Below are 23,830 nucleotides of genomic sequence, written 5' to 3'. Positions count from 1 at the left end.
GTCCGGGCGCCGCTCAGGCGGCGCCCGACGACATCAAGCCAGCGTCTTCAGCGCTTCTCGACTGAACGGCAGGATCTCGTCCATCCGCCCGTCGCGGACCTTCACCGCCCAGTCCGGGTCGCAGATCAATGCACGTCCCACCGCGACCAGGTCGAATTCCTGCTTGTTCAGCCGCTCCAATAGCCCTTCGATATTGGCCGGTTGGGCGACCTTGTCGGTCTTGACCATGAACTGCAGGAACTCGCCATCCAAGCCGACGCTGCCTACGGTGATGGTGGGCTTGCCGGTCAGCTTGCGTGTCCAGCCTGCGAGATTCAGGTCCGAGCCCTCGAATTCGGGCTCCCAGAAGCGCCGGGTCGAGCAATGGAAGATGTCCACGCCAGCCGCCGACAGGGGCGCGAGAAACTCACCAAGCGCCTCGGGTGTAGTGACCAGGCGCGCCGTGTAATCCTGCTGCTTCCATTGCGAGAAGCGGAAGATGATCGGGTAGTCCGGCCCCACCGCCGCACGCACCGCCTCGACCAGCTCGATGGCAAAGCGCGAGCGATTCGCCAGGCTGCCACCGTACTCGTCGGTGCGCTGGTTGCTACCCTCCCAGAAGAACTGGTCGATCAGGTAGCCATGGGCACCGTGGATCTCCACGCCGTCCATGCCGATCGCCTTGGCGTCGCGCGCGGCCTGGGCGAACGCGGCGATGACCGCCTGAATGTCGTCGCGGGTCATGCCATGGACGATCACCTGTCCGTCCTTGAGCTTTTCCATCGGCCCGTAGCCCGGCACCTCCGGCTCGGGTTCAGTGCCCTTGCGTCGCACATTGCCGACATGCCAGAGCTGGGGAACGATCTTCCCTCCGGCGGCATGCACCGCGTCCACGACCGTCTTCCAGCCCGCCAGCGCATCTTCGCCGTAAAAGCGCGGCACTTGTGGGTAGCCGTTGGCCGCTGCATGTCCGACCGTGGTGCCTTCAGTGATGATCAAACCAACGCCCGACACCGCGCGGCGCCGGTAGTACTCCACCACCTGCGCAGTCGGCACGCCATTGGGCGAAAAGGAGCGGGTCATCGGCGCCATCACGACGCGCGTCGGCAATTGCAGCGCACCGAGCTGGAAGGGTTGAAACAGGGCGTTTACGGCGGCGTTCATGGGTTTCTCTCCGTGTAGGTTCGTTCGCAGTCGGGAAAGGCGACCGGTCGTCTCCTTTCAAGCCGAAAAAATCAGTGCGGTGTGAGCAGACGCTCCAATTGAGCCAGGAAAATCGACAAGGGGGTGCTGCTGCGCCCGACCTTCATCCGCATCAGCGCTCCCTCCCAGGCGTTGCCGATGAATTCGGCCAGGGCAGCGCAATCGACCGAAACATCCACCTCCCCCTCCGCACGTGCCTGCTCCAGGCAATCGGCGAGCAATGCGACCGAGCGTTGCAGGATCGCTTCGACCCGCTGGCCGATCGGCTGCGACAGCTCCGCCATTTCGAAACTCAGGCTGCCGATGAAACAGTGATATTCCGGGTTGGCCTGGCGGGCGAAATGCGCGACCAGCTCGCCGTAATAGGCCAGGATGCGCTCGCGCGGCGTACGCGATGGGTCTTGCAGGGCGCGGCAGTAGCGTGCCAACCGCGGCGTATAGAGGTGATCGAGCGCCTGCAGGGCGAAGTCTTCTTTGCTGGCGAAGTAGTGATAGAACGAGCCCTTGGGGATCCCGGCGGCCTGGACGATCTCCAGCACACCGGTACCGTGATAGCCACGTCGGGTCATCACCTCGGCGCCTTTGGCGAGGATCAGGGCACGCTTGTCGATTCGAGCTCGGCTGTTCATGGGGCCGAGGATATGACCGGTCGTCTCGGATCGACAGCATCATCCATGACGTTTATCGAGCGACAACGACCCCGAGGATGATCGAGCGCCGTCGAATCGTCTGCACCACAGCCCCGCGCACCGGTACAACCCAGAGGTGACGCGACGCGTGTGCCTCAGCCGAGGGCGTTTTCGATGGCCTGGATCAGGACTGGGTCATCCGGCGCGGTACGTGGGGAAAAGCGCGCCAGCACGCGCCCATCCTGGCCGACCAGGAACTTCTCGAAGTTCCAACTGATGTCGCCCGGGAAGTCGGCACCTTCGCCAGCCAGCAAGCGATACAGCGGGTGGCGGCGCGGGCCGTTGACCTCGAGCTTGCTGCTCATGGGAAAGGTGATGCCGTACTGCTGCTCGCAGAATCGAAGGATTTCGGCCTCGTTGCCCGGCTCCTGCGCAGCGAACTGGTTGCACGGGATGCCAAGCACGCCGAAACCGCGATCCCGATAGCGTTCATGCAGGGCCTGAAGACCGCTGTACTGTGGCGTCAGACCGCACTCCGAAGCGACGTTCACCACCAGCGTCACCTGACTCTTCAACGGCGCCAACGGCAACTCCTGACCCGCAAGCCCCGGGAGTATCAACTCATGGAACGCGCTCATTTTCTCTCTCCAGAGGGTAAAAAAGCGCCTCGGCAGGACCGAAGCGCTCTCTGACCCGGTCGTGCGCACCGGGTCTTGTCACGAATGGCTCGCGGTTGGGCGCGAATCAGTGGTGATGGCCACCTTCGCCATGGATATGACCATGAGCGATTTCTTCTTCGCTGGCCTCACGCACGTCGACGATCTTCACTTCGAAGTTCAGGCGCTGGCCGGCCAGAGGGTGGTTGCCGTCGACGATCACGTCATCGCCTTCCACGTCGCGGATGGTGACGATCTGCATGCCGCCATCCGGACCGGAGGCGTGGAACTGCATGCCCACTTCCAACTCGTCGACGCCCTCGAACATCGCGCGGTTCAGCGTCGCGACCAGCTCCGGACTGTACTCGCCGTAAGCGTCCTGCGGCTCGATGGCGACCTTGACTTCGTCGCCGCCCTGCTTGCCTTCCAGGGCTTTTTCCAGACCGGCAATGATGTTGCCTGCACCGTGCAGGTAGACCAGCGGTGCGCCGCCGGCCGAGCTGTCTATCACCTCACCGGCATCATTGGTGAGGGTGTAGTCGATTGACACAGCCTTGTTAGCGGCAATCTGCATGACTCGAAACCTTTGCTGGGGAATGTGAGGCCAAAGTCTAACCGCGACCCGCGGTGATTGCGAACCGGCTCGGCATTTCGGGGACTACCGGCAGCCGCGCTTGAGCCAGATCAACTCCTGCCAGCGACGGTGCCGCATACAACCTTTGGAGAGCATCCCGGGGGCCGGCGTTATGCAAGAATCCGGGCCAGCAAGCGTAGATGACCATTTCAACAATTATTTCTCGCACCCAAAGGAGCACCGATGTCCGCTCGAAACATCCTGGTGATTAACTGCGGCAGTTCGTCGATCAAGTTCGCACTGGTCAACGAAGCCCAGGCAACCTTCCCGCTGCAGGGGCTGGCCGAACGTCTCGGCAGTCCCGAAGCCGTCCTTCACTGGCAACAGGGAGACACCAAGCAGAGCCTGAACATCGCGGGTGCCGATCATCGCGCCGCACTCGAACAACTGCTGCCATTGGCTCAGGAGGCCGCGGGCGGTCAGCTGGACGGCATCGGCCATCGCGTGGTGCATGGGGGCGAGCATTTCACCGGCTCCAGTCTGATCAATGAGGACGTGCTCCAGGCGATTCGCGACAGTGCGCAACTGGCACCGCTGCACAACCCGGCCAACCTGGTGGGCATCGATGCGGCCATGACGCTGTTCCCGGGCCTGCCGCAGGTCAGCGTGTTCGACACCGCCTTCCACCAGACCATGCCGGAACACGCGTTCCGCTATGCGGTGCCGGAGTTTCTCTACAAGGAACACAGCGTTCGCCGCTACGGCTTCCATGGCACCAGCCACAACTACGTCAGCAAGCGCGCCGCGGAGATGACCAACCTGCCGGTCGAGGACAGCTGCTGGCTGGCCGCGCACCTGGGCAACGGCTGCTCGACCTGCGCCATCGTCAACGGTGAAAGCCGTGACACCAGCATGGGCCTGACACCGCTGGAAGGCCTGGTCATGGGCACGCGCAGCGGTGACGTCGACCCCAACCTGCACAGCTACCTGCACCGCACGCTGGGCTGGAGCCTCGAGCAGATCGACCGGATGCTCAACCATGACAGCGGCCTGAAGGGCCTGTCCGGCCTGTCCAACGACCTGCGAACGCTCCATGAGGCCAGGATCGCAGGGCACGCCGGCGCGAAGCTGGCCCTGGAAGTGTTCTGCTATCGCCTGGCCAAGTCGCTCGCGGCCATGGCCTGTGCGCTGCCGCGACTCGATGGCCTGATCTTCACCGGCGGTATCGGCGAAAACTCGGTCGCGGTACGCAGCCGGACGCTGGAGCACCTGAAACTGTTCAACTTCAAGCTCGATGAAAAAGCCAACGAGCGCTGCACCCGCGGCGTCGGTGGCGAGATCCAGGCCGAAGGCAGCACCCGCGTGCTGGTGGTGCCGACCAACGAAGAACGCCAGATCGCACTGGACACGCTGGCACTGCTGGACGCCTAGCCCACGCAGCCCCGGCCGCACCACCCGACGGGCTACCGTCGGGTATCGCCTTGCTCGCACAGCCATGCTCGACCATGCCGCTCGACAGGAGATCTTCATGCACACACTTTTTCTCGCCCCCTGCGGATTCGGCGGCGGACTCAATTCCATCAGCCTCGGCCTGATCCGTTCGCTCGAACGCGCCGGCCTGAAGGTCGGTTTCTTCAAGCCGATCGCCCAACCCTTCCCGCTCGACCAGGGTCGCGAACGTTCTCGTCTGCTGGTGGAAAGCACGCTCGGCATCACCTCGCCCGAGCCGCTCGCGCTCGAGCAGGTGGAGCGCCAGCTGGCCAACGGCGAGCTCGACCTGCTGCTCGAGGAGGCGGTCAGCCGCTTCCAGGAAGTCGCCGCCGGCAAGGACGTGGTGATCGTCGAAGGCATGGTGCCGACGCGCGAGTTCAACCACACCTCGCGGATCAATACGCAACTGGCGAAAAGCCTCGATGCGGAAGTCATCCTGATCTCGGCGCAAGGCAACGACACGCTCAAGCGGATGGCCGAGCGCATCGAGATCCAGGCACAGCTGTTCGGCGGCGCCAAGGACCCGAAGGTGCTGGGCGTGGTCCTCAACAAGATCAAGAGCGACGACGGCGTGCCGGCGTTCATCGATCGCCTCAAGGAGCAGCTGCCGCTGCTCGGCACTCCGGACTTCCAGTTGCTTGGCGCGATCCCCTTCGCCGAGGAGCTGAACGCACTGCGTACCCGCGACATCGCCGAGCTGCTCGGCGCCAAGGTGCTACACGCCGGTGAAGCCGAGCAACGCCGCGTCGGCAAGATCGTGCTCTGCGCCCGCGCCGTACCCAACACCGTCCAACTGCTGCAGCCCGGCGTGCTGGTGGTGACGCCCGGTGATCGCGACGACATCATCCTCGCCGCCAGCCTCGCGTCCCTCAATGGCGTCAGGCTCGCCGGTCTGCTGCTATGCAGCGACTTCGAACCCGACCCGCGCATCCTCGAGCTGTGCAAGGCGGCGCTCGACGGTGGCCTGCCGGTGATGACGGTACAGACCGGCTCCTACGACACCGCGACCAACCTGTTCGGGCTGAACAAGGAAACCCCGGCGGACGACATCGAGCGCGCCACCCAGGTCACCGACTTCATCGCGACGCACCTGCAGCCCGACCTGCTGCACACGCGCCTGAGCGTGCCACGCACGGAGTTGCGCCTGTCGCCGCCGGCCTTCCGCTACCAACTGGTCAAGCGTGCGCAACAGGCCAACAAGCGCATCGTGCTGCCGGAAGGCAACGAGCCGCGCACCATCCGCGCCGCGGCCATCTGCCAGGAGCGCGGCATTGCCCGCTGCGTGTTGCTGGCCAAGCCGGAGGAAGTCGCAGCGGTCGCGCGCGAACAGGGCATCAGCCTGCCCGCGAGCCTGGAGATTCTCGATCCCGAACTGATCGTCAACCATTACGTCGAGCCCATGTGCGAAATGCGCAAGGCCAAGGGGCTGACCCCGGACGATGCACGCGAGCAGCTCAAGGACACCGTCGTACTCGGCACCATGATGCTGGCGCTCGACGAGGTCGACGGCCTGGTTTCCGGCGCGGTACATACGACGGCCAACACCATTCGCCCGGCTCTTCAGCTGATCAAGACAGCGCCGGGCTACAGCCTGGTGTCATCGGTATTCTTCATGCTGCTGCCGGACCAGGTGCTGGTCTACGGCGACTGCGCCGTCAACCCCAACCCGAGCGCCGCCGAGCTGGCGGAAATCGCCTTGCAGAGCGCCGAATCCGCGGTGGCCCTCGGCGTCACGCCGCGAGTGGCCATGATCAGCTATTCGACCGGCACCTCCGGCAGCGGGGCCGAGGTGGAAAAAGTCGCCGAAGCGACGCGCATTGCCCAGGAGCGCGCACCGAACCTGCCGATCGACGGCCCGCTGCAGTACGACGCCGCCTCGGTCGCCAGTGTGGGCAAGCAGAAGGCGCCGAACAGCCTTGTGGCCGGCCAGGCGACGGTGTTCATCTTCCCGGATCTGAACACCGGCAACACGACGTACAAGGCTGTGCAGCGCAGTGCCAACGTGATCAGCGTGGGGCCGATGCTCCAGGGCCTGCGCAAGCCGGTCAACGACCTGTCTCGCGGCGCCCTGGTCGACGACATCGTCTTCACTATCGCCCTCACCGCCCTGCAGGCCGACAGCCAGAAGGCCTGACGGCCGCCGTCCATCCCGGCGTCATCGGCCGGGATGGACCCACCACGCCAAGGCCATCGTTTGCTTGCAGTTCGGTGCGCAATCGTTACTCTTTGCGCCAGATTTGTAGTACGAACGAGACCCTAGATGCTGAGTTTCCTGCCCGCCCCGATCCGGGGCGTCCTAGCCGGCCTGTTCCTGGCGTTGAATACCCTGTTCTGGTGCTGGCCGCTGTTCGCGCTGTCGCTGCTTAAACTGCTGCTCCCCATCCCGCGCATCCAGCGCGCCCTGCGCTTCGGCATGCACTGGATCGCCGAGTCCTGGATGGCGGTCAACAGCTTCTGGATGGACCTGGTCAGGCGTACCGAGTGGGATGTGGGGGGGCTGGAGAAAGTGGACATGCACCACTCCTATCTGGTGACCAGCAACCACCAGAGCTGGGCCGACATTCTGATGCTGCAATACCAGCTCAACCGCCGCATGCCGATTCTCAAGTTTTTTCTCAAGCAGGAGCTGATCTGGGTCCCGGTGATCGGTCTGTGCTGGTGGGCGCTGGAGTTTCCGTTCATGAAGCGCTTCAGCAAGGAATACCTGGCCAAGCATCCCGAGAAGCGCGGCGAGGACCTGGCCACGACCCGCCGGGCCTGCGAGCGCTATCGGACCAATCCGGTGTCGGTGTTCAACTTCCTCGAAGGGACTCGTTTCACCGACGACAAGCACATCGAACAGGGTACGCCCTATCGCCATCTGCTCAAGCCGCGAGCCGGCGGTATCGCCTTCGTCATCGATGCCATGGGTGAACAGCTGGTCTCGTTGATCAACGTGACCATCCACTACCCTGACGGCAGGCCGGATTTCTGGGACCTGCTCTGCGGCCGAATCGGCCGGGTGGTGATGCGCATCGACTCACAACCCATCCCTCCGGAATTCCTCGGCCGCAGCTACGACCAGGACGAAAGCTACCGCCTGAGCTTTCAGGAATGGGTCAACGAGCTTTGGAGCGAGAAGGACGATCTGCTCGACGCCCTTCATCGGGAGTTTCCGCCCCGCTGACCCGCTCAGTCGGGGGTCTGCTCCAGCTCCCGCCAATCGACCGAATGCGGGAAGGACAACGCGTCCTCGACCGTCAGCCCTGGCGCTACCAGGAAACCCTGCATGACTTGGCAATCGTGCTCGACCAGCCAGTCCCGCTGGGCCAGCGTCTCGACCCCCTCGGCGATCACCTCCAGCCCCAGGTTGCGCCCCAGATCGATGATGGTGCTGACCACCGCCGCGTCACGCGGGGAGTCGAGCATGTTGGCGATGAACAGCCGGTCGATCTTGAGCGTATCCAGCTCGAAGTGCCGCAAGTACGCCAGCGAGGAATAGCCGGTGCCGAAGTCGTCCACCGCGACGCGAACGCCCAGCTCGCGTAACTGCCGCAGCTTGTCGCAGCTCTGTTCCAGGTCCTGCATCAGGGCACCCTCGGTGACCTCCAGTTCCAGCTGGCCCGGGTCGAGCTGATATTCGTCGAGCAGGCGCCGCAGCTCGTCGAGCAGGCCCGCCCGGCCGAACTGCACCGGACTGACGTTGAAACTCAGGATCAGCTTGTCACCGAAGCGCTCGCGCCAGTCCCGGCATTGCGCCAGCCCTTCGCGCAGTGCCCATTCACCGACACGGTCGATCAGCCGCGTCTCTTCCAACAGAGGAATGAAGACGTTCGGCTCGACCGCGCCGCGGCCAGCGAAATTCCAACGCAGCAGTGCTTCGAAGCCTCGCAGTTCACCGCTCTCCAGCACCACCTGGGGCTGATAGGCCAGGGCGAAACCGTTGCGCTCGATGGTGCTGCGCAGGTTCTCTTCCATCATCAGCCTGGCGTGGGCCCGGCCGTTCATCTCCCGCGAGAAGAAGCGGTACTGCTGACGTCCGGCCCGTTTGGCCTCGTACATTGCCATGTCCGCCGAGCGCAGCAGCTCTTCGACGCTGCGGCCGCAATCGGGGAAATGCGCAATGCCGATACTGGCGCCCAGAGTGACCTCGGTACCGTCGACGCTGTGACGTACCGAAATCAGCTCGATGAGCTTTTCCGCCACCTTGGCCGCATCCTCCGGATGGTCGAGCGAATCGAGCAAGGCGGTGAATTCGTCGCCGCCCATCCGCGCGATGATGTCGTAGGGTCGCATGCAGGTTTCCAGCAACCGGGCGACACGGCAGAGAATCTCGTCACCGGCATCGTGCCCGAGCGAGTCGTTGATGCGCTTGAAACCATCCAAGTCGATATAGAGGATCGCCATGCGCTTGCCGTTGCGGTCGATCCGCGCCAGCGCCGAGTCGAGCGCCTGGTGGAAGCCGCGGCGGTTGAGCAGACCGGTCAGCGAATCGGTAACGGCCTGGGTCTCGAGCTGCATGTGCAGGTTGCGCACCACCGACATGTCCAGCGCGATCACGACCATCGATCGTTGCTGGCGCGGCAAAGGCGAGGACGATAGCGCCACCGGCAAGCGGGTCCCGCGGGCGGTGTGCAATTGCGCTTCATGCAGGCGATAGGTATTGCCGCTGCGCCAGTGTTTGTAGAACTCGGTATCGCGCCAGACCTCGGGCATTTCCGGCGAGGCCAGGTGATCGACCAGTGCCGTGCCCTGCAGATCGTCCACGTTCGAGTGCAACATCTGCGCGATGGCCGGGTTGGCGAAACTGATGTAGCCATCCTCTCCCACCACGAGAATGCCTTCAGCAGCGTTGTTCAGAACCGAGGCATTGAAGGCACGGGCGCTGTCGAGTTGCTGGCTGAGTAGCTGCAGGTCGCGCCGGTTGTGCTCATGGCTGAGCAGCGTATTGATCTTGTGCTTGAGCACCTGCGGGTCGAAGGGCTTGAGGATGAAGTCCACCGCTCCGGTGGCGTAACCGCGCAATACCGACTCGCGGGTATGGGCAATCGCCGAGACGAAAATAATCGGCGTATAGCGCGTATGCGGGTTGCTGCGCATCAGCCGCGCGACCTCAAAGCCATCCATCCCCGGCATCTGCACGTCGAGCAGCACCAGCTCCACGTCCAGATCCAGCAGGGCCTGCAGGGCGGCCTCTCCGGAGTTGACCGTGTGCACCTGCCAGTCCCCATCACCCAGCAATGCTTCCATCGCGACCAGGTTGGCTTCGCGATCATCGACCACCAGAAGCGTGCGGGTACGCGGCTCTGATTTGGTTTGAACGCGAGGCATCACTCGTCTCCCCTGCTGGGCATGCGTTTATCTCCGACTTCGGCCGGCACAACGAAGCCCCCGGCCCGGCGTGAACGATGCGTCACACGCGTCTCCTCATGATTTCTCGTACGGGGCGCCTGCACCCCCAAGGCAGCGCCGCAGCAGCGCCACCAGCTCGGCGCGATCGACCGGTTTGGTCAGGTGTTCGTCAGCCCCGGCGGGAATACGGTCTTCATCCTCGACCAGGGCCACGATAGGCACCTGACAACCATAGTCGTTTCTCAGCTGTTCGATCATCGCCGCCCCACCCTCCTCGGGCAGCGCCAGGTCGACGATGACCAGGTCGAAGGCGTCTTCCTCGAAGCGTTCCAGGGCCTCGACACCCGCCGTGGCTGGCACCGCCTGCAGGCCCTGTTCGTCGAGCATGCCGCTCAGGGCATAGATCGACCGTACGTCGGGATCTACCAACAACACCCGCTGCCCCAGCAAAGGGTGTTCCATTTCGTTGATGGCCAACGAGGCCGAGTCCTTGGGAGGCTTCAACGCATCGTCCATATGCTCCAATCCTTCTTTTTTTGACAAGGCGACCGACGAATAACGTCGGAGTCTTCCGAGATTTCGCTCGGATAATGGGTTCCGGCTGTTCAGCACGACCCGGACATCCTTCAGCGAGCGCAGCCGATCGAGCGCTTCGAGAAGATCCAGGCCATCTTCATCCGGCAAGTCGAAATCGACGACCAGCACGGCAAACGTCTGTTGGGCATAGGCCAGGCGAGCATCCTCGCTGCGCTCGCAGGCCGTTACCCGATAGCCAAGCGCGTCGAAGTGCTCGCGCAACTGACGGCGGCGCTCAGGGTCGGTCTCGACCAGCAGCAGCCGAGTCGGATTGGCCTCCTGCATGGCCAGCTCGATGAACAGGCGCTCCAGCTCGGCCTGTGCCACCGGCTTGATCAGGTAGCGCGCATCCTCGTCGTTCCAGCCGTGCGGCTGAGGCACGCAGGAGATGATGTACACCGGCATGCCCTGATGGCGGGTATCGGCACGCAGCGTACGATAGACCTGCCAGCCGCTGATATCCGGCAGCAGGATGTCCAGGATCACACCGGCAAAGCGCTCCCGTTCCAGGGCTTCGAGCCCGTCCTGGCCGGTGCCGCAGATGACACTGGAGAAACCGTGCGCCTGCCCGACCTCGGCGACCACCGAGGCAAAATCGGCATCGTCCTCGACGATCAGCAACCCCGGCCCCTGGCCACGGCGGGCCGCGAGCGGCGTCGGCCTGGCCTGGGGCGCGGCAGCCGAGACCAGCGGCAGCTCGACGGTGAAACAGGAACCTTTGCCAGGCTCGCTCTGCAGGCTGATGCCTCCGCCCAGCACTTCAGCCAGTTGTTTGGCGATGGACAGCCCCAGGCCCGTGCCGCCGTATTGCCTGCTGATCGAGCCGTCGATCTGCTGGAACGCCAGGAAGATCCGTTCGTGCTCTTCGGCCGCGATGCCGATCCCGGTGTCGATGACTCGAAACAGCAGCCGGTCACCCGCCTCGCCCTCGCCTGGCTGGCGTTCGACGCGGATGTCGACGCGGCCCTGTTCGGTGAACTTCAGGGCATTGGTGAGCAGGTTGCGCAGGATCTGATCCAGCCGTGCCCGATCACTGATGATGGTCGCCGGCACGTCTGGCTCGATGGCTGTGTTCAACGCCAGCCCTTTCTGCTCGGCCAGGGCTTCGACTCCCGATGTCAGCTCCACCAGCAGCTCGGCCAGGTTCAGCGGCTCAGCCTTGATCTGCATGTGCCCGGCCTCGATCTTGGCCAGGTCCAGCACGTCATTGATCAGCTGCAGCAGGTCATGCCCGGCGCGGTGGATGATGTCGGCGTGGCGAACCTGCTTTTCGGTGAGGTTGCTCGACGCGTTCTGTCGCAGCTGGTCGCTAAGAATGAGGATGCTATTGAGCGGAGTGCGCAGCTCGTGCGACATGTTGGCGAGAAATTCGGACTTGTAGCGATTGGCGACCATCAGCTCGTTGGCCTGGTCGCGCAGACGCCGTTCGGCGGCCTTGCGATGACTGATGTCGATCACCACGGCCTGGATCAGGTGTTCCTCACCGCTGCGCAGCGGCGATAACCCCACCTCGACAGGCAGCAGCCGGCCATCGCGATGGCGACCGAAGAGTTCGCGGTTATCGCCCAGCCGAGCCTCGTGTTCCTGGACCAACCGGTGGCGAATCTCGAAATAGGTCTTGCGCATCGACTCGGGGATGAGCAGCTCGACAGGCTGGCCCAGTAGCTGCTGACGCTCGTAACCGAAGAGGAGCTCGGTCTGGCGATTGACCATCACGATCCGGCCATCGTGGTCGAACAGCAGGAAGGCATTGGGCGAGGCCTCGACCACGTTGCGAAAGCGTTCCTCGTCGCGCTTGCGTTGCTGCAGATCGACCAGATTCAGCAGATGGTGAACGCCGTCATCCCGCTTGAAGCGCGTCAGGCTCAGGGACACCGGCACCGTCGTACCGTCTTCGCGCAATGCCTGGCTTTCGTGCTGCCCCGTATCGAGCAAGCTATCCGGGTCCAACGCACCGGGCACATAGCGATTGAGCCGCTCACCGGCCAACAGCCCCGCGCTGCTGCCCAGCAGCGTCGCGGCACTCTGGTTGGCCAGCTCGATGCGGCCGTTGGCGTTGCACAGCAAGGTCGCCACCGGTAGCTGCTCGATCAGCTGACGGAACCGCGCTTCACGCTCCTGCAGCTGCTCGCCCAGCTTCTGGCTGCTGCGCAACGCGCGTTCACGGAGGAACAGGTAACCGCCGATCAGAAACGAGAACAGCGCGGCGGCCGTCATGGCGGCCACCAGACTGAAGGCGCGTCCCGAGCTGCGCAGGATCGCTTCGTACTCCGGCGTGCTGGCCACCTCCAGCTGCCAGCTGCGCCCATACATATAGATGTTGCGAACCCGGTGGAACGCGGCATCGCGGCTCACCGGCGCACGCCCCACCAGCAGCGGTTCGTCGGGCGCCGCGGCGTCGAACAACTGCATCTGGAACAGCTTGCTGCGCGACCCCACCACACCTTCCATCAGGTCGGTCAGACGGAAGGCGCCGTGCAGGGCGCCGGCGAACGCCGCCTGGCGCTCTTCGAGGGTGGTGACCGGGGCACCGGCGCGATAGAGCGGCAGGAACAGCAGCATGCCGACCTGAGCGTTCTCCTCGGTCTCCTGCTTGAGCCGAATGGGCCCGGTCAACATGGGCGTACCGATATTGCGTGCGGCCGTGATCGCCTGGCGACGCGTTTCCTCGCTCATCAAGTCGAAACCGATCACGCGGCGATTGCGCCAATCCAGTGGGTGGATGTAATCGGTGATGAGGTATTCGTCCCGCTGGCCGGCCGGAAACATGCGGAAGTTCTCGCGGCCGTTCGCACGGATGCGGCGCAGCACCTCATCGAGCGTTTCGGGGCGCGCGTAACGGGACAGGCCTAGCGCCTGAATGCCGGGATAGAAGTCCTGTAACTGGAGCTGGTCGGACGCTCGGTTCCAGTCGTCGAGGGAGACATCGTCGCTACCGATGAACAATCCGGCCATGCCGCGCATGACCATCTCGTAGGCGCGCATGCGCTCACGTAGCGTGCTTTCGATATCGTTGACCGCCAGGTTGAAGCGCTGCACCTGCTCGCTGCGAATGCGCGCTTCCTGAACATGCCATTGCCAGCCGACCCATCCTCCGAGCCCTGCCATCAAGGCCAACGTCACCATCAATGGCAGCCAAGGCTTGCGAGAATGGAGAGCGGAACGATCTTCCATTCGACCTCCTCAGGTGCCACTACATGGCTCGCTGTCACGAGCTTCAGAGTCGTTTATCGCCGAGAGGTTCCGTGTGACGAAACAACAGATAGAAAACTGGCGTCACAAAAATGGCAAGGCGAGCCCGGGTACGGGTCTCGCCTTATTTGCAAGGCTTAGAGGGGACGCAGATTGATCTCGACGCGTCGGTTCTGCGCGCGGCCGGCGGCTGTGTCATTGCTGGCAATGGGCTGGCTGGAAGCGGCGCCGTAGGCCGTGATGCGCGAGGCGGCTACTCCGTTGCCCTCGAGGTAGGCTGCGACGCTGCGTGCGCGGCGGTTGGACAGGTCCTGGTTGAGTTGCTGCGAGCCCGTGCTGTCGGTATGCCCGACGATATCCACGCCGTTCTTGTTAAATTCCTTGAAGACCTGCACCAGCGAGTTGAGCGTCGGGTAAAAGCTGCTGGAGATGTCTGCCGAATTGCTGGCGAAGGTAATGTTGCCCGGCATGATCAGGGTCAGGTTGTCGCCATTGCGCTGGACCTGGACGCCCGTGCCTTGCAGCGTCTGGCGCAGCTTGGCTTCCTGGGTATCGACGTAGTAGCCATAGCCACCACCAGCCGCGCCGCCGACCGCCGCGCCGATCAGCGCACCCTTGGCGCGGTCCTTCTTGCTCGAGGTCGCCGCCCCGATGACAGCCCCGCTGACCGCGCCGATGCCGCCATAAATGCCCGCCTTGCCCGCTTCCCGCTCGCCGGTGTACGGATTGTTGGTGCAGCCAGCCAGCAGCGCGATCGCGGCGGCGGTTGCGGTCAGGTTAATCAGCTTCTTCATGGGTTACTTCCTTCATCTCCGGAACGTCTGCCAGCGCACGGGAACGGCCCTGGCCGGCTGAAATGCGCGGCTAGGGTAACACCCGTTCTGACGCATTAACCGGAACAGGCCGACGATCCCGCGATTCCCCCGCCCGGACGGCAAGCCAGAGCGCCTTGCGACTCCGTGAAGAAGAAAGGGCCCGCCAGGCTAGACCGAAGAAATCGCGTCATGCCCCTCTTCGAGCCAGCGGGCAATGTCGACCCGAATACGCTTCTTGTCCAACTTGCCTACGCTGGTCTTGGGAATATCCTCGACCACGGCGATCTGCCGCGGTATGGCCCATTTGTTGATATGCCCCTGCTCCACCGCAGGTTCCAGGAAGGCCTGCAGACCACGCGCATCGAGCGCTTGCCCCGGGCACAGCACCAGCAATGCGAACGGCCGCTCGCCCCAGCGCTCGTCCGACACGCCGACCACCGCCACGTCACGCACGGCGTCGTGCCGGCTGATCAGGCCTTCCAGCGAGAGAGAGGAAATCCACTCGCCGCCGGTCTTGATCACATCCTTGATACGGTCGCGAATGTCGATGTTGCCCATCTCGTCCAGTGTGGCGACGTCGCCCGTATGCAACCAGCCGCCCGCCCAGAGTTCTTCACTCTTCTGTGGGTTGCCGGCATAGCCCTGGGTCAACCAGGGCGCACGCAATACCAGCTCACCCTGGGACGAGCCGTCGGCCGGCAGAAAGCTGCCATCTGGCGCCTGAATCGCGGCGTCGACCAGTACGACCGGAACCCCGGCCTTGAGTCGATAGGTAACCTGCTCGTCATCGCTGGCTTGCAGCAGCTCGTCGTTGAGGTGCGCGCCCGAGATCAGTGGACAGGTTTCCGACATGCCATAGGCTGCGATCAGCTGCATGCCGCAGCCGCGCGCCGCCTCATAAAGGCCACGCGTCAGGGCGCTGCCACCGATGGTGATCTTCCAGCCCTTGAAATCGACGCCCTGCGCGGCCTTGGCATTGAGCAGCATCTGCACGATCGTCGGCACACAGTGGGAGAACGTCACCTGCTCGCGGCGCCACAGCTCGATGAGCAGCTCAGGATCGTAACGCCCCGGATAGACCTGCTTGAGGCCCATCATGGTCGCGACGTAGGGCAAGCCCCAGGCATGGACGTGGAACATCGGCGTGATCGGCATGTACACGTCGCCGCTGCTCATCAGCGTCGGATTTTCGCGACAACCCACAGTGACGGCTGCGGCCAGGGTGTGCAGCACCAGCTGCCGATGGGTGAAGTAGACGCCCTTGGGATCGCCGGTGGTGCCGGTGGTGTAGAAGGTTGTGGCAACCGAGTCTTCGTCGAAGTCGGGGAAGTCGTACTCGGACGGGGCCGCCGCGAGCAAGCGTTCGTACTCGCCGACGCAGTCGGGCAGCTCGCAGTTCGCCCCGTCATCATCCGTGAGCAGCAACGTCTTCTCGACCGTGGTCAACTGACCGGCGATGGCCTGATAAAGCGGCGCGAAATCACTGTTGACGAGGACAAAGCGGTCCTCGGCGTGGTTCATGGTGTAAAGGATCTGCTCGGGCGAGAGGCGTACGTTGATCGTGTGTACGACTGCACCGATCATGGGAATGGCGAACATGCATTCGAGGTAGCGGTGGCTGTCCCAGTCCATGACCGCGACCGTATCACCGGCCTTCACCCCGGCGGCGGTCAGCACATGCGCCAGGCGCGCGACGCGCCGGTTGAGTTCGCGGTAGTCGAAGCGCAACCGATCACGGTAGACGATCTCGCGGCTGCGCTCGTAGCGCTGCCCGGACATCAGCAGTCGTTTGATCAGCAGCGGGTAGGCGTAGGCGTTATCGGCGGGCTTGATGATTCGGGTCTGCAGCATGAGGGCTTCCTGTTATTGATGTTATCGAGATGCACACTCGGAGCACTGGCTGCGCGGGCGCGCATTGCCTGCATCCGTTTCGACAGCCACCCGCCCGCCAGCTTGCCCGCCTAGTCGCAGGCTCGTCGGTGTCAGGTCAGCTCACTGGCGGCCAGGCGGATACCCAACCCGACCAGCACCACACCGGTCACCCTGTCGAACCAATGCCCCATTCGGGCGAAACCGGCACGGACGCGCGCGCGGCTGAACAACCAGGCCACCACGCTGAACCACAGCGCGGTGGCGAACGCCAGATATACCCCATAGCCGGCCTGAACCGCGAGCGGGGTATGGGGGTCGATAACCACCGTGAATAGGGATAGAAAAAACAGGGTCGCCTTGGGATTGAGTCCGTTGGTGATGAAGCCGACGGTAAAGGCGCGCCGCGCCGAGCGCGGCTCCATGGCCTCGCCATCGACGACCGAAGCGGCCGCCGGCATGGGCTTGGCCCGCAAGGCCTGGAACCCCAGCCAGAACAGGTAGCCGGCCGCCAGCCACTTGAACAGGTTGAACAGCACGATGGACTGCGAGACGATCAGGCCGATTCCAAGCAACGAATATCCGACGTGCACCAGGATGCCACTGCCCACACCCATGGCCATCCAGGTGCCGCTGCGCTGCCCACGGGTCACGCTTTCGCGCACCACCACTGCAAAGTCCGGTCCGGGGCTGGCCACCGCCAGCAAGTGCACCAGGGCAACTGTGAGAAACTCGGTCCAGTACATCGATCAACTCCGTCAACTTCGGGGCGGGACGTCAGCCCGCTGATTCCATACGAGTAAAGTTCATGAGCAACCTCCGCGCCGTTTTTCTCGACCTCTCCCCGCTCGATCAGAGCGACCTTGACCTGTCCCCGCTGCGAGCGGCCTTCGATGAGCTGGTCTGTCATGAACAGACCGCGGACACAGACATCATCGAACGCCTGCAGGGCGCAGAGGTTGCGATCGTCAACAAGGTCAATCTGGGCCCGGCGGTATTCGCCGCCTGCCCCGATCTGAAGCTGGTTCTCGTGGCGGCCACGGGGGTCAACAATATCGATCTGGAAGCCGCCCGACAGCATGGCGTGACCGTCTGCAATTGCCAGGCGTACGGCACGGCGACGGTGGCCCAGCACACCCTGACCCTGCTGCTGGCCCTGGCGACCCGCCTACCGGATTACCAGGCCGCCGTGGCACGGGGCCGCTGGCAGGAAAGCGGGCAATTCTGCCTGCTCGACTTCCCCATCGTCGAGCTAGACGGCAAGACACTCGGCGTGCTCGGCCATGGCGAACTGGGCAGCGCCGTTGCACGCCTGGCCGAAGCGCTGGGTATGCGTGTACTGGTCGGCAACCTGCCCGGCCGTCCACCGCGCGCGGATCGCCTCTCGCTCGACGAACTCCTGCCTCAGGTCGACGCGCTGACGCTGCACTGCCCCTTGACCGAACACACCCGCAACCTCATCGGCGCGCGCCAGCTGCAAGCCATGAAGCCCACGGCGTTCATCATCAACACGGCGCGGGGCGGACTGATCGACGAACAGGCGCTTGCCGACACGCTGCGCCATGGCCACCTCGGCGGCGCCGCCACCGACGTACTCACCAGCGAGCCGCCCAGCAACGACAACCCGCTGCTGGCCGCGGATGTCCCACGCCTGATCGTGACACCGCACAGCGCTTGGGGCAGCCGCGAGGCACGCCAGCGGATCGTTGGACAGCTGAGCGAGAATGCACGGGCCTTCTTCTCCGGCTCACCAATGCGCCAGGTCGGCTGACAGGCGCTTCTGTAGGTGCAGGCAGACTGCTAAGCTCGCGCGCTTTGCCCGGAGGCATCCATGGATCCGAGAAGCGAGGTGCTCCTGCGCCAGGCCGATTTGTTCAGCGGCGAGCTGCTCTTGGCCGGACTTCCAGCCGACGATCTGCTTGGCCAGCTGCCCAACGCGCGGGGATGGTCCTGGCATGCCGGCGACCACCAGCAGTTGCAGGCGCGCTTTGGCGATCGTTGTGCCTTCGGAGTCGAACCCCCTTCGGCGCCCTTCGAAGCGGCCGTCCTCTTCCTGCCCAAGTCACGTGAACTGACCGATTACCTGCTCGAAGCCCTGGCCTGCAAACTGGCCGGCCGGTTGCTCTATCTGGTCGGCGAAAAGCGCGCCGGCATCGAACGCGCAGCGAAGCAGCTCGCGCCCTTCGGCCAGGCGCGCAAACTAGACAGCGCACGGCATTGCCAGCTCTGGCAGGTCAAGGTGGCCCACAGCCCTGCGCCGCCCGATCTCGAGCGCCTGGCCCAGCGTTTCAGCCTGCCGCTGATCGGCGGCCCGCTGCAGGTCGTGAGCTTGCCTGGCGTGTTCAGCCATGGTCGGTTGGATCGCGGTACGGCCTTGTTGCTCGAGCATCTGGACGATTTGCCGGGCGGCCGCATGCTCGACTTCGGCTGCGGTGCCGGTATCGTCGGCAGCTGTCTGAAGCGTCGCTACCCCGAGAGCGAACTGATCCTGCTCGACGTCGATGCCTTCGCCGTCGAAAGCAGCCGGCTGACACTGGCCGCTAACGGACTGGATGCCAGCGTGATCGCCGGCGACGGTATCGACGCCGCGCCCCGCGACTGCAGCGCGATCGTCAGCAATCCGCCGTTCCACCAGGGCGTGCATACCCACTATGAGGCGAGCGAATCGCTGCTACAGCGGGCCGCCAGCCACCTCAGCCCTGGCGGCGAACTGCGCCTGGTCGCCAATGCCTTTCTTCGGTATCCGCCGCTGATCGAGGCGAGCCTCGGCCGCTGCGACACCTTGCAGGAGGCCGACGGCTTCCGAATCTACAGCGCCCGCCGCGAGCGCTAGCCGCATCGCACTTGCGTATCCGGCTGCCCTTGGGCAAACTCGCGCCCGTCCTTGGGGGAGTAGTCTCCTGCGAGCTCTCCGCTCGCCTGGCATGCGTCAACACACTTGGTCCGCAGACCATGGCGCATGTGACCCTGCGCGGTGCGCCAGCCCGCGCCCGGTTTGACAAGACCCATGACACGTATACCTGACCCGGGGTGGGCAGGTCGTGCGTGTCATGGTGCTTTCTAGTCGACCCGCCCCTGCAAGGAAGTCTCGTTGGAATCGTTCTATATCCCCACGCTGATCGTTGCGCTCGCCGAAATCGGCGACAAGACGCAGTTGCTCGCGCTCCTGCTGGCTGCCCGCTACCGGCGGCCATGGCCGATCATCTGGGGCATCACGGTCGCGACGCTGGTCAACCACGCCGTCGCGGGCGGTGTCGGCAGCTGGGTGTCGTCTGCGCTGTCTCCTGTAACCCTGAGCTGGATCCTCACGGCATCCTTCGCTGCGGTTGCACTGTGGACGCTGGTGCCGGACAAACTGGAAGAGGACGAAGCTTCGCGCGGCGTCCGATTCGGCCCTTTCGTAGCCACGCTTATCGCGTTTTTTCTCGCTGAAATGGGTGACAAGACCCAGGTGGCGACCGTCATGCTGGCCGCGCAGTATCCCGACTTCTGGCTGGTCATCATCGGTACCACCCTCGGCATGCTGATCGCCAACGTACCGGTGGTACTGGCCGGCAATTTCGCGGCCGACCGCATGCCGCTGGCACTCATACGACGGATTGCCGCCATCGGCTTCGCCGCGCTGGCCCTCTACGCCGGGTACGAAGCCCTGACGCTGAGCGGCACGCTTCCAGTCTGATACGCAGCGCAAATCGCCGCCGCCCCACTGCTGCTAGAGTGCGCGTTCGCCGCGCCTGGCGGCACATGGGGAGTTCGGGCGACATGTCACCAGAGGAACGAAAACGGCGGGTTCGGCAACACATCGATCTCAGTTGGAGCAAGGGTCGCCTGGCGTTGGCCGAGCAGCTGCAGAGTCGCTACTTCACCTACAAGAGCTCATTCATTACACAGCCGGTCAACAATGCCGGTTTCGCCCTGATCGTTCGCGAAGTCCGTCTGGCGATACCGGATCTGGAAGTGGTGGTCGACGAGTGCCTGAGCGAAGGCAATCGGGTCGTCACTTCCAGCACCCTGTTCGGCACCCTGGCCAAACCGGTGTTCGGCTGCGCACCCGACGGCAAGATCCTCACCGTGGCCGCCATGTCCTTCTGGACACTGAACCCGAACGGCGATATCGACGAACTGAACACGTTGTTCGACCTGGAAGGGGCTCGTACCCAGCTGGGCCTGGATACCCCGCTCCCCTTCCAGCTTCCGCTGACCTGATCGCGGTCAGCGGCGCCCTTACCGCTTCTTCTGTTGGTAAAGCGGCATCACCTTCGGGATCGTCGACTGCAGCGATTGCGTCCGGCTGCTGGACGAAGGGTGCGTGCTGAGAAACTCCGGCGGTGCGGAACCGCCCGCCGCGCCCATCTTCTGCCACAGGCTGATCGCGGCGTTGGGGTCGTAGCCGGCCCGGGCTGCCAGCTCCAGACCGATCAGGTCGGCTTCGTTCTCGTTGCTGCGGCTATTGGGCAAGGTCATCAGGTATTGCACGCCCATATTGGCCAGCTGCAGGCTGCCATCGCCGACGCCCATCGCCGAGCCGATCTGCGTCGCCATCTGCACACCGTAGGCCTTGGACATCGCCTCGCGGCCGTGCTCACGCAGCGCATGCGCGATCTCGTGCCCCATGACCGCCGCGATTTCGTCGTCGGTCAGCTTCAACTTTTCGATCAACCCGGTGTAGAAGATGATCTTCCCGCCCGGACCGCAGTTGGCGTTGAGCTCGGGACTGTCGATGACATTGACCTCCCAATTCCACTGCGCGGCGTCGGGTCGGAATGCTGGCACTTCCGCGATCAGGCGCTGCGCGATGGCGTTGACTCGCTTGCTGATCGCCGTGTTCTTCTCCAGCACGCCCTTCTGCGACGCTTCGCTCAGCGTTTGCTGGTAGGACTGCGCATACATCTGGTTGACCTGCTCGGTCGACAGCATGCTGAACATGTACTGCTTGCGGTCGACGCCAACGGCGCCGCCACTGGTGGTGTTGACGGCCTGGCAGCCGGCCAGAAGCGCCGCTGCGAAAACTACAGGGGCTGAATGCAACCTGAACATGTCGCGTCTCCGAGGAAATCTGCGCCGTATGCTAGAGCGACGCCGAGCGCCGGGCAACCACAGGGTCCGCGCTACGGCCCATGACGCGTACCCGGCTCAGTTGGCCGGCGTCAGGCACTCCGGCGCGTCCAGCTTCGGATCGTTGACCAGCGTCGCCAGCGGCCGCTCGCGCAGGGCAGGCTGGGGCGCTTCGAACAACCGTTGCAGCGCCTCGAGCGGTGTTTCGGGGTCGAGCCAGGCGGCCAAGCCGGCTTCGTCCAGCATCAGCGGCCTTCGCTGACTGGCGGCCGGTAGCGTTACAACCGCGGCACTGAGGTAGGTATGGCCCTGCACTGGATAGGCTTCCCAGATCGCCGCGAAGTACATCAGCGAGCCTTCCGTCGTCATCCAGTAAGGCCGCTTGCGCACAGACCCGCGCCACTCGTAGAAGCCGTTGGCGGGCAACGCACCGCGCCGGAGCCGGAAGGCCTCGCGAAACATCGGTTGTTCGGCAAGCGTTTCGGCGCGGGCTTGCGCCGGAGTACGCGAAAGATCGGTCAGCCAGGCCGGCGTAAGCCCCCAGCGCACCCGGCTAAGCGTCAGATCGCCAGCCTCCTGCCTCAGCAGAAGAACGGCGGCACCTGGGGCCAGACTCCAATGCGGCGACTGGTCGGCCGGAAACCCGGGCAAGGCGGCAAAGGCCGAACTCCAACGAAACAGGGCAAAACGGCCGCACATGAAACGAGACTCGTGGTGGGATCGGGCAGGGCAACCGTACGCCGACGACTAGCAGATAAGCTCGCCCGGATAGCTTTCGGGCTCGTCGCCGGGCAGCGGTTCGGCGCCATTGTACTCGGCGATCAGATGCCGCGCCCGCTCGGCCTGGGCATCCGGCGCCATCAGCGCCAGCAGGCCGGCCGCGGGCAATTCGCCCATGGCCCCGATCAGGTGGCGGCCGACCAGAAACACCTCGATGCCTTCGGCGGCCAGCATCCCGCTGAGCATTTCCGCCTCAAGCAGATCCCGCGGTTCGTAGATGCGCTGCATCACTCATCCTCCCGAAACACCTCGAGCTGCCAGTCAGTGCCATCGGTTCGCAGGTCGAAGACGATAGGCCGGCAACACACCGCGCAGTCTTCGATGTAACGCTGATCGCCCCCGCTCAGATCGAGCACCGCCTCGCCCTCTTCGCCACAGTAGGGGCATTGATAGTTCTGTGTCTCGAGCATCAGCGTCTCCTGGGTGACTTGCCGCTATAATCGCCGTCCTGCCTCAAGCCGCTTGAGGTTATTCAGTCGTTTCCTTTCAGAGAGCATGATGGACGAATTCGAAGCCATCCGACCCTATGCCGACGCCGAAGTCCCTGCCGTGATGGCGCGACTGTTCGCCAATCCGGAATTTCTCGACATTCTGGCCCACTTTCGCTTTCCGCGTTTGGCAGGGCCCATGGGATGGGCACTCAAACCCCTTATAGCGCAACGGCTACGCCGCGAATTCGCCGGCATCGACTCGGTCGATACCTTGCAGGCTCGCATCGAGATGTATCTGGACCGCACCATCGAGCGTGCCACCGATGGCGTGACCTACTCCGGCGTGGAAGGCCTGCAGCCCGGCTGCGCCTACCTGTTTCTGGCCAACCACCGTGACATCGTCATGGACCCGGCCTTCGTCAACTATGCCGTCTTCCAAGCAAGGATGCGCACACCGCGTATCGCCATTGGCGACAATCTGCTGCAGCGCCCCTTCGTCAGCGACCTGATGCGCCTGAACAAGAGCTTCATCGTGCGCCGCTCGATCACGGGCCGCCGGGAAAAGCTGGCCGCGTATCAGGTGCTCTCGGCCTACATCAATCACTCGATTCGCAACGATGGCGAGTCGATCTGGATCGCCCAGGCCGAGGGTCGCGCCAAGGATGGCGATGATCGCACCGACTCGGCGATCCTCAAGATGCTGCACATGAGTTGCAAGGACGAGCCGTTCTCCCAGGCGCTGTCGGCACTGCGGCCGACCCCGGTTTCGATCAGTTACGAATACGATCCCTGCGACCAGGCCAAGGCCCGCGAGCTGTACATTCGGGCGACCACCGGCGGTTATTCCAAGGCCCCCGGCGAGGACGACACCAGCATCGCCCTGGGCATCACCGGCTACAAAGGCCGAGTGCACGTTAGCTTCGGCACGCCGATCACGCAGGTGCCGGACGATCCCAAGCTCCTGGCTGCCGAGATCGACCGACAGATCCTCTGCGATTACCGCCTGTTCCCGGTCAACTACCTGGCATACAGCATCTGGGACGATCGCGATCCGAACCTGCCGGTCCCGACGCTGGAGGAATTGTTCAGCGAAGCGGAAATCGCTCGGGCGCAGGCCGAGTGGGGCAAGCGGCTGGCCGCTTGCCCGAGTGTCCAGCAGCCGTACCTGATCCAGCAATATGCCACACCGGTGCGCAATCAGCACCGCATCAAGGCGGGCTTGCCGCTGTAAGCGGCCGGCCCCGCCGAC

21 protein-coding genes are annotated in these 23,830 nt (G+C 64.1%); 8 read left to right on the top strand and 13 right to left on the bottom strand.

Annotated features, from left to right (window positions below):
• Window positions 1-33: 33 nt before the first annotated feature.
• The 4 genes from MST27_RS11300 to MST27_RS11285 all read right to left on the bottom strand — a co-directional run bounded on the left by MST27_RS11300 (window position 34) and on the right by MST27_RS11285 (window position 3,041).
• A complete protein-coding gene (locus tag MST27_RS11300) occupies window positions 34-1,143 on the bottom strand; it encodes an NADH:flavin oxidoreductase (RefSeq protein WP_243606039.1) in 1,110 nt (369 codons plus the stop codon).
• Between the two features lie 71 nt (window positions 1,144-1,214).
• Window positions 1,215-1,811, bottom strand: a complete 597-nt coding sequence (locus MST27_RS11295; RefSeq protein WP_243606038.1) for a TetR/AcrR family transcriptional regulator — start codon at window positions 1,809-1,811, stop codon at window positions 1,215-1,217.
• Between the two features lie 155 nt (window positions 1,812-1,966).
• Entirely contained in the window at window positions 1,967-2,449 is a 483-nt protein-coding gene (locus MST27_RS11290) for a glutathione peroxidase (RefSeq protein ID WP_243606037.1), read from the bottom strand.
• A 106-nt stretch (window positions 2,450-2,555) separates the two neighbouring features.
• Window positions 2,556-3,041 (bottom strand): FKBP-type peptidyl-prolyl cis-trans isomerase, encoded by a 486-nt coding sequence (locus MST27_RS11285; protein WP_243606036.1) that lies wholly within the window; start codon window positions 3,039-3,041, stop codon window positions 2,556-2,558.
• 243 nt (window positions 3,042-3,284) lie between these two features.
• On the opposite strand from MST27_RS11285, the gene MST27_RS11280 reads away from it, so the two are divergent.
• The 3 genes from MST27_RS11280 (at window position 3,285) to MST27_RS11270 (ending at window position 7,698) form a co-directional block, all read left to right on the top strand.
• Window positions 3,285-4,472 carry an acetate kinase gene (locus MST27_RS11280; protein ID WP_243606035.1) on the top strand — a complete coding sequence of 396 codons (1,188 nt, stop codon included), beginning with the start codon at window positions 3,285-3,287 and terminating at the stop codon, window positions 4,470-4,472.
• 97 nt (window positions 4,473-4,569) lie between these two features.
• A complete protein-coding gene (gene pta, locus MST27_RS11275; protein WP_243606034.1) occupies window positions 4,570-6,666 on the top strand; it encodes a phosphate acetyltransferase in 2,097 nt (698 codons plus the stop codon).
• Between the two features lie 126 nt (window positions 6,667-6,792).
• Window positions 6,793-7,698, top strand: a complete 906-nt coding sequence (locus MST27_RS11270; RefSeq protein WP_243606033.1) for an acyltransferase — start codon at window positions 6,793-6,795, stop codon at window positions 7,696-7,698.
• Between the two features lie 5 nt (window positions 7,699-7,703).
• Here MST27_RS11270 and MST27_RS11265 read toward each other — a convergent pair whose 3' ends face one another.
• The 5 genes from MST27_RS11265 to MST27_RS11245 all read right to left on the bottom strand — a co-directional run bounded on the left by MST27_RS11265 (window position 7,704) and on the right by MST27_RS11245 (window position 17,061).
• Window positions 7,704-9,842 (bottom strand): putative bifunctional diguanylate cyclase/phosphodiesterase, encoded by a 2,139-nt coding sequence (locus MST27_RS11265; protein ID WP_243606032.1) that lies wholly within the window; start codon window positions 9,840-9,842, stop codon window positions 7,704-7,706.
• A gap of 96 nt (window positions 9,843-9,938) precedes the next feature.
• Window positions 9,939-13,613, bottom strand: coding sequence for a CHASE domain-containing protein (locus tag MST27_RS11260; RefSeq protein ID WP_243606031.1), 3,675 nt, complete (start codon window positions 13,611-13,613; stop codon window positions 9,939-9,941).
• Window positions 13,614-13,768: 155 nt separating this feature from the next.
• Window positions 13,769-14,425, bottom strand: coding sequence for a YiaD family glycine zipper/OmpA-like lipoprotein (locus MST27_RS11255; RefSeq protein ID WP_243606030.1), 657 nt, complete (start codon window positions 14,423-14,425; stop codon window positions 13,769-13,771).
• A gap of 189 nt (window positions 14,426-14,614) precedes the next feature.
• Entirely contained in the window at window positions 14,615-16,297 is a 1,683-nt protein-coding gene (locus MST27_RS11250; protein WP_243606029.1) for a fatty acid--CoA ligase, read from the bottom strand.
• Window positions 16,298-16,428: 131 nt separating this feature from the next.
• Window positions 16,429-17,061 (bottom strand): LysE family translocator, encoded by a 633-nt coding sequence (locus tag MST27_RS11245; RefSeq protein WP_243606028.1) that lies wholly within the window; start codon window positions 17,059-17,061, stop codon window positions 16,429-16,431.
• Window positions 17,062-17,123: 62 nt separating this feature from the next.
• Between MST27_RS11245 and MST27_RS11240 the strand changes: the two genes are divergently transcribed.
• From MST27_RS11240 to MST27_RS11225, 4 genes are all read left to right on the top strand, one after another.
• Window positions 17,124-18,086, top strand: coding sequence for a 2-hydroxyacid dehydrogenase (locus MST27_RS11240; RefSeq protein WP_243606027.1), 963 nt, complete (start codon window positions 17,124-17,126; stop codon window positions 18,084-18,086).
• 60 nt (window positions 18,087-18,146) lie between these two features.
• Window positions 18,147-19,148 carry a class I SAM-dependent methyltransferase gene (locus MST27_RS11235; protein WP_243606026.1) on the top strand — a complete coding sequence of 334 codons (1,002 nt, stop codon included), beginning with the start codon at window positions 18,147-18,149 and terminating at the stop codon, window positions 19,146-19,148.
• 258 nt (window positions 19,149-19,406) lie between these two features.
• The gene (locus MST27_RS11230) at window positions 19,407-19,994 is read left to right on the top strand and encodes a TMEM165/GDT1 family protein (RefSeq protein WP_243606025.1); all 588 of its coding nucleotides are present in this window, start codon (window positions 19,407-19,409) and stop codon (window positions 19,992-19,994) included.
• Window positions 19,995-20,077: 83 nt separating this feature from the next.
• Complete coding sequence (locus MST27_RS11225) at window positions 20,078-20,521, top strand: ester cyclase (protein WP_243606024.1); 444 nt, start codon at window positions 20,078-20,080, stop codon at window positions 20,519-20,521.
• An 18-nt stretch (window positions 20,522-20,539) separates the two neighbouring features.
• Here MST27_RS11225 and MST27_RS11220 read toward each other — a convergent pair whose 3' ends face one another.
• The 4 genes from MST27_RS11220 to MST27_RS11205 form a co-directional block, all read right to left on the bottom strand.
• Window positions 20,540-21,352, bottom strand: coding sequence for a M48 family metallopeptidase (locus MST27_RS11220; protein ID WP_243606023.1), 813 nt, complete (start codon window positions 21,350-21,352; stop codon window positions 20,540-20,542).
• A gap of 96 nt (window positions 21,353-21,448) precedes the next feature.
• Complete coding sequence (locus MST27_RS11215) at window positions 21,449-22,069, bottom strand: SOS response-associated peptidase (RefSeq protein WP_243606022.1); 621 nt, start codon at window positions 22,067-22,069, stop codon at window positions 21,449-21,451.
• A 48-nt stretch (window positions 22,070-22,117) separates the two neighbouring features.
• On the bottom strand, window positions 22,118-22,378 hold the full coding sequence (locus MST27_RS11210; RefSeq protein WP_243606021.1) for a putative signal transducing protein: 261 nt from the start codon (window positions 22,376-22,378) through the stop codon (window positions 22,118-22,120).
• Complete coding sequence (locus MST27_RS11205) at window positions 22,378-22,560, bottom strand: CPXCG motif-containing cysteine-rich protein (RefSeq protein ID WP_243606020.1); 183 nt, start codon at window positions 22,558-22,560, stop codon at window positions 22,378-22,380. The genes MST27_RS11210 and MST27_RS11205 overlap by 1 nt, the downstream gene beginning before the upstream one ends.
• Window positions 22,561-22,645: 85 nt before the next feature.
• Between MST27_RS11205 and MST27_RS11200 the strand changes: the two genes are divergently transcribed.
• Window positions 22,646-23,812: a 1-acyl-sn-glycerol-3-phosphate acyltransferase gene (locus MST27_RS11200; protein ID WP_243606019.1), complete on the top strand. Its 1,167-nt coding sequence runs from the start codon at window positions 22,646-22,648 to the stop codon at window positions 23,810-23,812.
• The last annotated feature ends 18 nt before the right edge of the window (window positions 23,813-23,830 follow it).

The sequence above is a fragment of the Stutzerimonas marianensis genome (assembly GCF_022810315.1).
Lineage (GTDB): Bacteria > Pseudomonadota > Gammaproteobacteria > Pseudomonadales > Pseudomonadaceae > Stutzerimonas > Stutzerimonas marianensis.
This window is presented reverse-complemented; position numbering and strand designations above follow the sequence as displayed.

What these genes read in the sequence shown, in the direction of transcription:
- MST27_RS11300 (WP_243606039.1), bottom strand. Translation starts at nt 1,143, where the DNA reads ATGAACGCCGCCGTAAACGCCCTGTTTCAACCCTTCCAGCTCGGTGCG.
- MST27_RS11295 (WP_243606038.1), bottom strand. Translation starts at nt 1,811, where the DNA reads ATGAACAGCCGAGCTCGAATCGACAAGCGTGCCCTGATCCTCGCCAAA.
- MST27_RS11290 (WP_243606037.1), bottom strand. Translation starts at nt 2,449, where the DNA reads ATGAGCGCGTTCCATGAGTTGATACTCCCGGGGCTTGCGGGTCAGGAG.
- MST27_RS11285 (WP_243606036.1), bottom strand. Translation starts at nt 3,041, where the DNA reads ATGCAGATTGCCGCTAACAAGGCTGTGTCAATCGACTACACCCTCACC.
- MST27_RS11280 (WP_243606035.1), top strand. Translation starts at nt 3,285, where the DNA reads ATGTCCGCTCGAAACATCCTGGTGATTAACTGCGGCAGTTCGTCGATC.
- pta (WP_243606034.1), top strand. Translation starts at nt 4,570, where the DNA reads ATGCACACACTTTTTCTCGCCCCCTGCGGATTCGGCGGCGGACTCAAT.
- MST27_RS11270 (WP_243606033.1), top strand. Translation starts at nt 6,793, where the DNA reads ATGCTGAGTTTCCTGCCCGCCCCGATCCGGGGCGTCCTAGCCGGCCTG.
- MST27_RS11265 (WP_243606032.1), bottom strand. Translation starts at nt 9,842, where the DNA reads ATGCCTCGCGTTCAAACCAAATCAGAGCCGCGTACCCGCACGCTTCTG.
- MST27_RS11260 (WP_243606031.1), bottom strand. Translation starts at nt 13,613, where the DNA reads ATGGAAGATCGTTCCGCTCTCCATTCTCGCAAGCCTTGGCTGCCATTG.
- MST27_RS11255 (WP_243606030.1), bottom strand. Translation starts at nt 14,425, where the DNA reads ATGAAGAAGCTGATTAACCTGACCGCAACCGCCGCCGCGATCGCGCTG.
- MST27_RS11250 (WP_243606029.1), bottom strand. Translation starts at nt 16,297, where the DNA reads ATGCTGCAGACCCGAATCATCAAGCCCGCCGATAACGCCTACGCCTAC.
- MST27_RS11245 (WP_243606028.1), bottom strand. Translation starts at nt 17,061, where the DNA reads ATGTACTGGACCGAGTTTCTCACAGTTGCCCTGGTGCACTTGCTGGCG.
- MST27_RS11240 (WP_243606027.1), top strand. Translation starts at nt 17,124, where the DNA reads ATGAGCAACCTCCGCGCCGTTTTTCTCGACCTCTCCCCGCTCGATCAG.
- MST27_RS11235 (WP_243606026.1), top strand. Translation starts at nt 18,147, where the DNA reads ATGGATCCGAGAAGCGAGGTGCTCCTGCGCCAGGCCGATTTGTTCAGC.
- MST27_RS11225 (WP_243606024.1), top strand. Translation starts at nt 20,078, where the DNA reads ATGTCACCAGAGGAACGAAAACGGCGGGTTCGGCAACACATCGATCTC.
- MST27_RS11220 (WP_243606023.1), bottom strand. Translation starts at nt 21,352, where the DNA reads ATGTTCAGGTTGCATTCAGCCCCTGTAGTTTTCGCAGCGGCGCTTCTG.
- MST27_RS11215 (WP_243606022.1), bottom strand. Translation starts at nt 22,069, where the DNA reads ATGTGCGGCCGTTTTGCCCTGTTTCGTTGGAGTTCGGCCTTTGCCGCC.
- MST27_RS11210 (WP_243606021.1), bottom strand. Translation starts at nt 22,378, where the DNA reads ATGCAGCGCATCTACGAACCGCGGGATCTGCTTGAGGCGGAAATGCTC.
- MST27_RS11205 (WP_243606020.1), bottom strand. Translation starts at nt 22,560, where the DNA reads ATGCTCGAGACACAGAACTATCAATGCCCCTACTGTGGCGAAGAGGGC.
- MST27_RS11200 (WP_243606019.1), top strand. Translation starts at nt 22,646, where the DNA reads ATGATGGACGAATTCGAAGCCATCCGACCCTATGCCGACGCCGAAGTC.